Consider the following 11,535-nt stretch of genomic DNA (forward strand, 5'->3'; position numbering starts at 1 on the left):
TCAGGCCTGCGCCGGCACGAGCGCCAGGATGCGGTCGTAGACGTGACGCAGCGTCGTGGTGTCGTCCAGGTCGGCGAAGAGCGACTCGTCGGCCGGGATGTCCGGGTAGGTGTTCTGGAACCCGTACAGCCACTCCATGAGGTCCAGCGAGTCCACGTCCGGGATGTGCTGGAGCGGGTGGTCCGGGTCGACCTTCTGGGCGCCGGACACGGCCTCGAGCTGGCTCGCCAGTTCTTCGATGGTGGGCAGAGACATGGGGTGAGGTCCTTCCTCCGCAGGGCTTGGCCTTGTCGAAACGCATGGAACCCGTACGCACGCAACCGGCGCGCAACAGCCCTTGGCCCCGTCGTGTTGCACGTCTCTTGCGATGCGGGGGTTTTCTCGTCTCGCGATGACATCGCAGGCACCACGCCACGAGCATGAGCCGGACGGGAGTTGAGGACGAAGATGACCACGGTCGCAAACCAGTCGGTCCCCGAGGTCGACGCGATCAGGCACCACTACGAGGTGAGCAACGACTTCTACCGCCTCCTGCTGGGCCCGACGATGATGTACTCCGGCGGCTACTGGGAGGAGGGCGAGGGTCTGACCGAGGCCCTCGACGAGGCCCAGGAGCGCAAGCTGGACAAGTTCGTCGAGCTGGCCGGAGCGGCGAACGCCCGCCGTGTCCTGGACGTGGGCTGCGGGTGGGGCACCATGCTCAACCGCGTCACCACGGTGCACGGCGTCGAGCAGGCGGTCGGGCTGACCCTCAGCCGCACGCAGGAGCAGTTCATCGCCGGCCTGGACAACCCGCGGATCACCACCCGGGTGGAATCCTGGGAGGACCACACCACCGACGACCCGTACGACGCGGCGTTCTGCATCAACGCGCTGGAGCACTTCGTCTCCTCGACGCTGCCGCCGCGCGAGCGCACCAAGAAGTACCGGGTGTTCTTCCAGAAGGTCGGCGCCACCCTGAAGCCGGGCGCCCGCTTCGTGCTGCACACCATGACGGCCGAGGCACTGCCCATGAACCGGCAGCTGCTGGACGACCTGAAGTTCCTGCAGCGCTCGGAGTTCGAGAACTGCCACATCCCGCACCTGCACGAGCTGACACAGGCCGCCGAGGGCCTGTTCGACGTCGTCGAGATCGTCAACGAGCGCGAGTCGTTCGCGGTGGCCTGCCGCGCCTGGCTGAAGCTGCTCGCCGAGCGCCGCGACGAGGCCGTCGCCATGGAGGGCGAGGAGGTCGTGGCCCGCTTCGAGCGCTACCTCGACATCTTCGCGTACACGCTCGAGGACAAGTTCTTCAACAACTTCCGCGTCACCATCGCGCGCCGCTAGGAGGCTGACGTGACGAGCACTCTAGAGCCGCCGCGCAGTGACGAGGACAGCCGCCCGGCCGGCGGCGGCGGACCGCAGCGGCATCTGCGCGTCGCCGTCATCGGCAGCGGGTTCTCCGGCCTCGGCATGGCGATCCGGCTGCTGCAGAAGGGCGTGGACGACTTCCTCGTCTTCGAACGCGCCGACGAGGTGGGCGGCACCTGGCGGGACAACTCCTATCCGGGTGCTGCCTGCGACGTGATGTCCCACCTGTATTCGTTCTCGTTCGCGCAGAACCCGGAGTGGAAGTCCACCTTCGGCAAGCGCGACGAGCTGTACGCGTACCTGCGGGACACCGCCGACCGGTTCGGGGTGCGTCCGCACATCCGCTTCGGTCACGAACTGCTCGGGGCCCGCTGGGACGAGACGACCCGGCGCTGGCACATCGAGACCTCGCAGGGCGACTACACCGCGCAGGTCCTGGTGAGCGGCACCGGCTACCTCAGCGAGGCGGCGGTCCCCGACATCCCGGGCCTCGCCGACTTCGAGGGCACCGTCTTCCACTCCTCCCGCTGGCGGCACGACCACGACCTGAGCGGACGCAACGTCGCCGTCATCGGCACCGGCGCCTCCGCCATCCAGTTCGTGCCGAAGATCCAGCCCGAGGTGGGGCGCCTCGACCTCTACCAGCGCACCCCGCCGTGGATCGGCCCGAAGAACGACAAGGCGACGAGCCCGCTCCAGACCAAGCTGCTGCGCGGGGTCCCCGGCTACCAGAACTTCCGGCGCAACTTCAACATGTGGGGCCGGGAGATCCTGGCCTTCGTGATGAAGCGGCCCAAGGTCGCCGGGAAGATGCAGAAGATGGCCAGCGACCACCTGAAGAAGTCGGTCGCCGACGAGAAGCTGCGCGCGAAGCTCACCCCGGACTACGTGATGGCGTGCAAGCGCCTGCTGTTCTCCAACACGTGGTACCCGGCGATCCAGCAGCCCAACGTGGACCTGGTCACCGACGGCATCGCGAAGGTCACCGCCCACTCCATCGTCACCGCCGACGGTGCCGAGCGGGAGATCGACACGATCATCCTGGGCACGGGCTTCAAGGCCACGGACCGCCCGGTCGCCGGGCGGATCACCGGCCGCGGGGGCAGGTCGCTGCGCGAGGTGTGGCAGGAGCACGGCATGGCCGCGCACCGCGGCACCACCGTCGCCGGCTTCCCGAACCTGTTCCTGCTGCTCGGCCCGAACACCACCCTGGGGCACTCCTCGCAGGTCGTGATGATCGAGGCGCAGATCGGCTACGTGCTGGACGCGCTGAAGGTCATGGACCAGAAGGGCCTGGCCTCGGTGGAGGTTCGAAAGACGGTCCAGGACGACTGGAACGAGCGGCTGCAGGCCCGCCTCGATGGCACCGTGTGGAACGCAGGCAACTGCAAGAGCTGGTACCTCGACGCACACGGGCGCAACCCGTCGATCTGGCCGACGTACACCTGGCGCTTCCGCCGCCAGACCAAGCGATTCACCCCCTCCGAGTACCAGCTCGCCACCCTCGCGGGCGCCGGCCTGCCGGCCCTGAACCACACGTAATGGACGGGAGACAGACCGAATGAGAAGCAGCAGCACCCCCATCACGCGGCGCAGCATCCTCGGGGGCATGGCGGCCGCCACGGTCATCGGCTGGAGCACTTCGCACCAGGCGTGGGCACGTGAGTCGGACTCCTTCGCCGCTACGGCGGCGAGCCTGCCGGTGCTCGACGGCACGCTGGAGACCTCGGCGGGTGTCACGTCCTCGTTCAACCACGACTTCGGCCACATGGTGACCGGCGCGTGCTGGGCGGTGCTGCGCCCCGGCTCGGTGCAAGACATCGTCAAGATGGTCAACTACGCCCGGGCCAACGGGCTGAAGATCGCGATGAACGGCCGCGGCGGGCAGAACGGCGACGAGGAGTCGCACTCCTGCTACGGGCAGGCGCAGGTCCCGCAGGGCGGCATCGCAATCGACGCGCGCGGCCTGACGAGGATCGTCCGCATCGGCTCGTCGTCCGCCGTGGTGGAGGCCGGTGTCACCTGGGCCCAGCTCACCGACGCCGCCCTCACCCGGGGCCTGACCCCGCCGGCGCTCACCGACTACCTGCACCTGTCGATAGGCGGCACGCTCAGCGTCGGCGGCATCGGCTCCACGGTGGCGCGTTACGGGCTGCAGATCGACACCGTGAAGTCGATCGACATCGTCACCGGCAACGGCGACCTGGTCACGGCCAGCCCCAGCTGCCACGCCGATCTGTTCAACACGGCGCTCGGCGGCGGCGGCCAGGTCGGCATCATCGTGCGGGCCGAGGTCGCCCTGATCCCGGCACCGCCGAAGATGACCGTCTTCACGCTCTACTACAACGACGTGTCCGCGTTCCTCGCCGACTCCGAGAAGCTGATGGCCGAGAAGCGGTTCGAGGGCCAGGTCGGCGAGATCGCCCGCACCCCGGACAACTCCGGCTGGTGGTACAAGCTGGAGGGCCAGGCGTACTGGAAGGGCGGCACCGCCCCCGACCGCACCGCGCTGCTGACCGGTCTGCACGACGAGCGGGCGTCCGCGACGATCGAGGACCTGTCCTTCCGCGAGGCCGTGTTCCGCACCGACGGCGACGAAGCGTGGCTCAAGGAGAACGACTTCTGGGGCCAGCCCAAGCCGTGGCTGAGCCTGTTCGTCCCGGCCTCGAAGGCGAAGGCGTTCGCGGACCTGCTGACCGCCGAGCTGAACGGCGACGACCTGGGCGCGGGCTTCCTGCTCTACTACCCGTACCCGACGTCGAAGCTGACCCGCCCGCTGACGGTGCAGCCCTCCGAGTCGACGGCCTACCTGTGCGACGTGCTCCGCTTCCCCGCCCCGGGCGCGGACATCGCGCGGATGCTGGACCAGAACCGCCGCCTGTACGACAAGGCGGTCGCGCTGGGTGCCAAGCGGTATCTGGTGGGCGCGATCCCGAACATGACCCAGGCGGACTGGCGGACCCACTTCGGCGCCCGCTGGAAGGTCCTCGTCGCGGCGAAGCAGCGCTACGACGCGGCGGGCATCCTCACCCCCGGTCAGGGCTTCTTCGGCTGATCCAGGACGCCAGGGCCCCGGCCGGCGAGACCCGGACCGCCACCCGGAACACCCCGACAGGAGAATCGGCATGACAGTTTACGACTTGATCGACGAGGCGATCGTGGACGCACCGCCGGAGGCGGTGTGGGAGGCGCTGATCGCCGAGTTCCGCGGCGCCGGCCGCTGGTGGGTGCCGGCCAACACCTTCGCCACCGTGTCCGGTTCGCCGGACGAGGTGGGCGGCGAGGTCGCGGTCACGGTGCACACCAAGGGCGTCGACAAGGGCGGCCCGAAGCTGCGGTTCACCGCGCGCACCCGGGCCGTCGAGCCCCGGCGGCTGCTGTCGGTCGACTACGTGTCCGGGGTGTTCCGGGGCACCAGCGACTTCTACCTCGAACCGCTCGACGGGGGTCGCACCAAGGTCGGCATGCACTTCGTGGGCCGGCCGAACGGCTTCCTGAAGATCCTCTCGAAGGTCGCCGACATCGGCGCGGAGCACTCCAGCGCCACCAGCAAGGCGTTCGTCCGGCTCGGCGAGATCCTCGCGGCCGAAGGCGCTCCGGCCGTACGGACCGGTGAGACGGCGAAGGCCCGGAAGCTGGAGGGCAGTACCCGATGACGACGGTGGCCGCCGCACCGGCGACCGAGACGCTGGTGCGCACCGACGACGGCGCCGCCCTGGCGGTGTCCGTCCTGCCGCCGCTCACGCCCCCGACCGGTGTGACGGTGGTGCTGGTCCACGGCTGGGGCGCGTCGCGCCGGGTGTGGAGCACGGTGGCCGACCGGCTGATCCGCCTCGGGCACCGCGTCGTCTCCTACGACCTGCGGGGCCACGGCGCGTCCACGCGGGGCGCGGAGCCCTTCGGGATCGCCCGGCTCGGGGCGGACCTGGCCGCGGTGCTCGCCCATGTGGAGGCACCGGACGCCGTCGTCGTCGGGCACTCCGGGGGCGGGTTCGCCGCCCTGTCGTACGCCGCGTCGGAGAACCGGAACGCCGGGGCGCTGAGCGGCCTGGTGCTGCTGGCCACCGCGGCGCACGACCAGGACACGCCGGACAGCGAGGTCCGCATGATGGGCAGCGCGCTGTTCCAGCGGGCCGTCTCGCGCCCGGCCCTGGGCCGCAAGCTCCTCGGGCAGAACATGCTCGGCCCGAAGGCGGACCGGCAGCTGAGCGAGGTGAACCGGCAGATGTTCGCCGCGGCCGGGCCCGCGGTGCGCGCGGAGGCGTTCCGTTCCTCGCGGGGCATGGACCTGCGCGAGGCCCTGGTGTCGGTGACCGTGCCGGCGGTGGTCCTCGCGGGCACCCGCGACAAGGTGATCGAGCCGCGGCTCGGCCGGGTCGTCGCGGAGGCGCTGCCCCGGGCGCGCTTCGAGGAGGTGCCGGACGTGGGGCACATGCTGCCCCTGGAGGCGCCGCAGACGGTGGTCGGCGCGGTCAGCGAGCTGACGCGGGACCACGGATAGCGCGGCGCGCTGAGAAGGGCGGCCGGTCCCGGGCGGGGGCCGGCCGCCCTTCTCCGCGTACGGATCAGGCCCGGGCCCGCAGGGTGAGCGCCCGGCCCAGGCAGGCGAGGGCCGCCGTGCAGGCCAGGGTGCGGGCGGCGTTGGCCGGCGTCCAGGCGCCCCGGAAGCGGTCGCGGATCACGGCGATCTCGGGTCCTGACGCCTCCGCGGTCAGCCGGGCGAGCTGCCGGTTGAGGGGGATGTTGACCTTCATCGTGACGGCGACGGCCGCCGAGTAGAGGGCGAGCGCGGCCCAGGTCCAGCGGGCGGCGCGGGTGTGGCCGAGGCGGCGCAGGGAGACGCCGGAGACCCCGGTGGCCAGGAACGCGCCGAAGAAGACGAGCCCGAAGAAACCGTTCTCGATGGCGTCGTTGATGTGGCCCATGGCGCTCGCGAAGGCCGCGTCGTCGGTGCGGTCGAGCCCCGGCATGACGGACACGTCGAACGCGAAGTACAGCCCCGCGCTCAGCCCCATCGCGATGGTGGCCGCGTACAGCGACGCTTCGGTGCGTCCGCCCGGCCGGGCCGGGAGGGAGGTGGTCGGCGCGGTCATGGCTTCTCCTCGGGGCGCAGTACGGGGGCGAGCAGGCGTTCGTAGCGGCGGCGCAGCACCGTCCGGCCGAGCAGCCGTACCGGTGGCGGGATGGTGGCGGTGACGTGGGCGGCGGACGCCGGGTCGGCCCCGTCGAACATCCAGGGCTGGAGGCGGCCGAGCACGCCGGGCGGCGCGGTCCGCAGCAACCGCCGTTCGACGGAGGCGTAGCGCGTGGCGCCGAGTGCGGTGAAGGCGGGGAAGGCGATGCGCTCCTCGGCGGCGAGGTGGTCGCGCAGGACGGCGGCGAAGGTGTCGGCCGCGGGGCGCAGCGCCCCCGGGTCGGCGCCGGGGCGGAGCGCGGCGCCGACGGCGTCCATCGCCGCGTCGAGGCGTTGGTGGTCGCCGTCGATGGCGTCGGCGGCCCGGTCGAAGCCGGGGACGGCGCGCCGGAGTTCGGGCCAGAGGACGGCGTCCTCGCTGTGGTGGTGCCAGTCGATCACCTCGCGCAGGCTGTGCCACCAGGCGACCAGCCCGTCGGTGCGGGCGCCGGTCCCGGAGCGTGCGACGGCCACGAGGCGGGCGGCGTCGCGGCGCATCGCGATGTGCATCAGCGCGAATCCGTGGAAGTGCCCGGGCAGCGACGGGAGGTGTTCGCTCGTCATCGGTTCGGTACCGGTCATGGGTGCCTCCTCACACGAGGCGGGACGGGGACGGGCGGCCGCACACAGCGCGCGGCCGCCCGTCCCATGCGTCCCGGTGTCGGTCAGGCGTTCCAGACGCCGCTGGCGGCGGCGTCCCGGGCGAAGTCGGCGAAGTCCTTCGGCTTGCGGCCGGTGGCCTCCTCGACCCCGTGCACGAGGTGGGCGTTGCGGCCGTCGAGGATCAGCCCGAACAGGTCGGCGAACTCGACGGGGAGCCCGTTCTCCTCCAGCGCCTGGCGGTACTCGTCGACGCTGACGGGGATGTACGTGATGGTGCGGCCGGTGGCCTTGCCCAGTTCCTGGGCGATGTCGCCGAAGCTGAGCAGCCGCGGGCCGGACAGCTCGTACGTCTTGCCGATGTGCTTGTCGTCGGTGAGCGCCGCGACGGCGACGTCCGCGATGTCGTCGGCGTCCACGAACGGCTCCACCGCGTCCCCGGTCGGCAGGACGATCTCGCCGGCCATGACCAGGTCGTGGAAGAAGCTCTCGCTGAAGTTCTGGTTGAACCAGCTGGCGCGGACGACGGTCCAGTCGGCGCCCGACTCCTTCACCTTGTCCTCGCTGATGACCGCGCCCTCCTCGCCGCGCCCGGACAGCAGCACCAGGCGGCGCGCCCCCTTGGCGACGGCGGCCTTCGCGAACGCGCCGACGGTCTCGGCGGCCCCCGGGAAGGCGAGGTCGGGGTAGTAGGTGATGTAGACGGCGCTCACCCCGTCGAGGGCGGCGTCCCAGGTGGCGGGGTCCTCCCAGACGAAGGGAGGCGTGCCGGAGCGCGATCCGATGCGTACGGGCAGCCCTTTGGCGGACAGCCGCTCGGCGACCCGCCGCCCGGTTTTGCCCGTGCCGCCGATCACAAGGGTCGTGTTCGTCATGTTCGTCCCGTCTGTCGTGGTGGTGTGGTGCTCGTCGTTCTCGTCATGAGGGAGTGGTCGCGTGCGGATGGTGGTGGGGGTCCGCACGGTGGCGGCGGTGGCGGCGCTGTCCGGTGGGGGGTGGCTGCGGAAGGACCGTCGGGTACGGCCTTCATCCGCAGCGTAGGCAGCCCCTCGCCGGTCGAGCCACGTCACCGGGCCTCGTCTCTAGCGGTTCTCCAGGGGGTCTCTGGGCGGTCACCTCGTAGGGCTGCGGGGTCAGTAGCGGTAGTGGTCCGGCTTGTACGGGCCCTCGACCTCGACACCGATGTACGCCGCCTGCTCCGGGCGGAGCGTCGTGAGTTTGACGCCGAGGGCGTCGAGGTGGAGGCGGGCGACCTTCTCGTCCAGGTGCTTGGGCAGCACGTAGACGTCGGTCGGGTACTCCTCGGGCTTCGTGAACAGCTCGATCTGGGCCAGGGTCTGGTCCGCGAAGGAGTTCGACATCACGAACGAGGGGTGCCCGGTCGCGTTGCCCAGGTTCAGCAGGCGGCCCTCGGAGAGCACGATCAGGACCTTGCCGTCCGGGAACGTCCAGGTGTGGACCTGGGGCTTGACCTCGTCCTTGACGATGCCCTCGATCGCCGCGAGACCGGCCATGTCGATCTCGTTGTCGAAGTGACCGATGTTCCCGACGATCGCCTGGTGCTTCATCCGGGCCATGTCCGAGGCCATGATGATGTCCTTGTTGCCCGTCGTCGTGACGAAGATGTCCGCCTGCTCCACCACGTCGTCCAACGTGGCGACCTGGTAACCGTCCATCGCCGCCTGCAACGCGCAGATCGGGTCGATCTCCGTGACGATCACCCGGGCCCCCTGACCGCGCAACGACTCCGCGCAGCCCTTGCCCACATCGCCGTAGCCGCAGACCACGGCGGTCTTGCCGCCGATCAGGACATCGGTGGCGCGGTTGATGCCGTCGATCAGGGAGTGGCGGCAGCCGTACTTGTTGTCGAACTTCGACTTCGTCACCGCGTCGTTCACATTGATCGCCGGGAAGAGGAGGGTCCCGTCGCGGTGCATCTCGTACAGGCGGTGGACACCCGTCGTGGTCTCCTCCGTCACCCCGCGGATCTCCGAGGCCAGCTGCGTCCACTTCCGAGGGGACTCACCCAGCGTCCGGTTCAGCAGCGTGAGGATCTGCGCGTACTCCTCACTGTCCGCCGTCGCCGGATCCGGAGCCGCGCCCGCCTTCTCGAACTCCACACCCTTGTGCACCAGGAGCGTGGCGTCACCACCATCGTCCAGAATCATGTTCGGACCACCGGTCGGCGTGTTCGGCCAGGTCAGCGCCTGCTCCGTGCACCACCAGTACTCCTCCAGCGTCTCCCCCTTCCACGCGAACACCGGAACACCCGCCGGGGCCTCGGGAGTGCCATTCGGACCCACCGCGATCGCCGCAGCCGCATGGTCCTGAGTGGAGAAGATGTTGCACGACGCCCAGCGCACCTGCGCACCCAGCGCGACCAGGGTCTCGATCAGCACCGCCGTCTGCACGGTCATGTGCAACGAACCAGTGATACGAGCCCCCGCCAGCGGCTGCGCCGCGGCGTACTCCTTACGGATCGACATCAGACCGGGCATCTCGTGCTCGGCAAGCGTGATCTCCTTCCGCCCGAAAGCGGCAAGGGAGAGATCGGCGACCTTGAAATCGATGGTCTCAACTGGCATGGAGGCTCCTAGTGCTCATGACGTTGCGGTGGATGTCGAGGGTCGCCGTGGACTTGTTCAGCGTGATGTAGTGCAGCCCGGGCGCGCCTTCGGCGAGCAGCCGGTCGGCCATCAGGGTCGCGTGGGCCACGCCGATCTCGTACGCGATGTCCGGCCGGTGCTGCGCGGCTTCCAGGCGGTGGGCCAGGTCCTCGGGGAAGGCGGCGTCGGAGAGTTCCGCGAAGCGGCGGATCTGCCGGACGTCGGTGGCCGGCATGATCTCCGGGATGATCGGGGTGGTGCAGCCGGCCGCCGCCACCCGGTCGCGCAGCCGCAGGTAGTCCTCCACGTCGAAGAACATCTGCGTGATGGCGTAGTCGGCGCCCGCGCGGCACTTGGCGACGAAGTGCCGGATGTCGCTGTCCCAGTCCGGCGAGCGCGGGTGCCGCTCGGGGAAGGCGGCGACGCCGATGGTGAAGTCCCCCAGCGAGCGGACCAGTTCGACCAGCTGGTAGGCGTGGTGGAAGCCGTCCGGATGCGCGGTCCACTCCCCCTTGGGGTCGCCGGGCGGGTCACCCCGCAGCACCAGTACGTCCCGCACCCCGGCGTCCGCGTACTGGCCGATGATGTGCCGCAGCTCGGCGACCGAGTGCCCGACGGCGGTCAGGTGGGCGACGGGCCGCAGGGTCGTCTCGGTGACCAGGCGCTTCGTGACGTCGATGGTCCGGTCCCTGGACGACCCGCCCGCGCCATAGGTCACGGACACGAAGTCGGGGCCCAGCGGCTCCAGGCGGCGGATGGCCCGCCACAGCGTCCGTTCGCCCTGCGCGGTGCGGGGCGGGAAGAACTCGAAGGAGAACGTCGGACGGTCCATCACCGGCCACCCCCGGCCCGGCCCGCGTTGAAGTACGACGCCTCCGGGTGGTGGACGACGATCGCGTCGGTGGACTGCTCCGGGTGGAGCTGGAACTCCTCGGAGAGGTGCACCCCGATCCGCTCCGGCCGCAGCAGGTCCGCGATCTTGGCGCGGTCCTCCAGGTCGGGGCAGGCCGGGTAGCCCAGCGAGTAGCGGCAGCCCTGGTACTCGGTGCGCAGCATGCCGTCCAGCCCTTCGGGTTCGCGGTCGGCGATCCCGAGTCCGGCGCGGACGCGCGCGTGCCAGTACTCGGCCAGCGCCTCCGCCAGTTGCACGGAGAGACCGTGGAGTTCGAGGTAGTCGCGGTACGAGCCGGAGGCGAAGAGCTCCGCGGTGGCCTCGCCGATCTTCGAGCCGACGGTGACGATCTGGAGCCCGACCACGTCCGTCTCGCCGGACTCCTCGGGCCGGAAGAAGTCCGCCAGGCACAGGCGGCGGCCGCGCGACTGGCGGGGGAAGGTGAACCGGGTCCGCTCGTACCCGTTCTCGTCCAGGATGATCAGGTCGTCGCCCTTGGACACGCAGGGGAAGTAGCCGTGCACGACGGCCGCTTCGAGCAGGTTCTCCGTACGCAGCCGGTCCAGCCACATCCGCAGCCTCGGCCGGCCCTCCGCCTCGATCGTGTCGCCCTTGAGGCCCCACTGCCCCTTGAACAGGGCGGCCTCGTCCAGCCAGGAGGTGTACTCCCTGTGCGGGATGCCCTTGACGACCCGGCTGCCCCAGAACGGCGGGACGGGGACGGGGTTGTCGACGGCGACGTCCGACCTGCCGACGTCCGCGGGCTCCGCAAGCCCCGGCTGCTCCCTCAGCGGTACGCGGCGCTGCTTGAGCGGGGGCAGCGTGGCGCCGGGGACGCCGCGCTTGACGGCGATCAGCGCGTCCATCAGGCGCAGGCCCTCGAAGGCGTCGCGCGCGTAGCGCACCTCGCCCTC

Annotated in this window: 12 protein-coding genes; 5 read left to right on the plus strand and 7 right to left on the minus strand. The window is 70.6% G+C overall.

The genetic code is table 11. From position 1 onward, the window contains the following. A complete protein-coding gene (locus tag AB0L33_RS32480) occupies nt 1–255 on the minus strand; it encodes a hypothetical protein (RefSeq protein WP_018105947.1) in 255 nt (84 codons plus the stop codon). Nucleotides 256–447: 192 nt separating this feature from the next. Here AB0L33_RS32480 and AB0L33_RS32485 point away from each other — a divergent pair, with 192 nt between their 5' ends. From AB0L33_RS32485 to AB0L33_RS32505, 5 genes are all read left to right on the plus strand, one after another. Continuing rightward, on the plus strand, nt 448–1,326 hold the full coding sequence (locus AB0L33_RS32485) for a class I SAM-dependent methyltransferase (RefSeq protein ID WP_365687120.1): 879 nt from the start codon (nt 448–450) through the stop codon (nt 1,324–1,326). A gap of 9 nt (nt 1,327–1,335) precedes the next feature. Beyond that, entirely contained in the window at nt 1,336–2,892 is a 1,557-nt protein-coding gene (locus AB0L33_RS32490) for an NAD(P)/FAD-dependent oxidoreductase (protein ID WP_365687122.1), read from the plus strand. Nucleotides 2,893–2,911: 19 nt separating this feature from the next. Continuing rightward, nucleotides 2,912–4,405: an FAD-binding protein gene (locus AB0L33_RS32495; protein WP_365687123.1), complete on the plus strand. Its 1,494-nt coding sequence runs from the start codon at nt 2,912–2,914 to the stop codon at nt 4,403–4,405. A 70-nt stretch (nt 4,406–4,475) separates the two neighbouring features. Next, a complete protein-coding gene (locus AB0L33_RS32500) occupies nt 4,476–5,006 on the plus strand; it encodes an SRPBCC family protein (protein WP_365687125.1) in 531 nt (176 codons plus the stop codon). Then, nucleotides 5,003–5,851 (plus strand): alpha/beta hydrolase, encoded by an 849-nt coding sequence (locus AB0L33_RS32505; RefSeq protein WP_365687126.1) that lies wholly within the window; start codon nt 5,003–5,005, stop codon nt 5,849–5,851. The genes AB0L33_RS32500 and AB0L33_RS32505 overlap by 4 nt, the downstream gene beginning before the upstream one ends. Nucleotides 5,852–5,915: 64 nt before the next feature. On the opposite strand, the gene AB0L33_RS32510 is transcribed toward AB0L33_RS32505, so the two are convergent. From AB0L33_RS32510 to AB0L33_RS32535, 6 genes are all read right to left on the minus strand, one after another. Further along, nucleotides 5,916–6,443 (minus strand): anthrone oxygenase family protein, encoded by a 528-nt coding sequence (locus AB0L33_RS32510; RefSeq protein ID WP_365687127.1) that lies wholly within the window; start codon nt 6,441–6,443, stop codon nt 5,916–5,918. Next, complete coding sequence (locus tag AB0L33_RS32515; RefSeq protein ID WP_365687129.1) at nt 6,440–7,105, minus strand: hemerythrin domain-containing protein; 666 nt, start codon at nt 7,103–7,105, stop codon at nt 6,440–6,442. Before AB0L33_RS32515 ends, AB0L33_RS32510 begins: the two co-directional genes overlap by 4 nt. 83 nt (nt 7,106–7,188) lie before the next feature. Beyond that, complete coding sequence (locus AB0L33_RS32520; protein WP_365687130.1) at nt 7,189–7,998, minus strand: NmrA family NAD(P)-binding protein; 810 nt, start codon at nt 7,996–7,998, stop codon at nt 7,189–7,191. 258 nt (nt 7,999–8,256) lie between these two features. Further along, nucleotides 8,257–9,708 (minus strand): adenosylhomocysteinase, encoded by a 1,452-nt coding sequence (gene ahcY / locus AB0L33_RS32525; protein ID WP_365687132.1) that lies wholly within the window; start codon nt 9,706–9,708, stop codon nt 8,257–8,259. Next, nucleotides 9,698–10,561, minus strand: coding sequence for a methylenetetrahydrofolate reductase [NAD(P)H] (metF, locus tag AB0L33_RS32530; RefSeq protein WP_365687134.1), 864 nt, complete (start codon nt 10,559–10,561; stop codon nt 9,698–9,700). The genes ahcY and metF overlap by 11 nt, the downstream gene beginning before the upstream one ends. Then, nucleotides 10,561–11,535 (minus strand): vitamin B12 dependent-methionine synthase activation domain-containing protein (locus AB0L33_RS32535; RefSeq protein ID WP_365687135.1); only part of this gene is annotated, 975 nt, incomplete at its 5' end. The genes metF and AB0L33_RS32535, both read right to left, overlap by 1 nt.

This window comes from Streptomyces sp. NPDC052299 (genome assembly GCF_040679335.1).
Classification (GTDB): domain Bacteria; phylum Actinomycetota; class Actinomycetes; order Streptomycetales; family Streptomycetaceae; genus Streptomyces.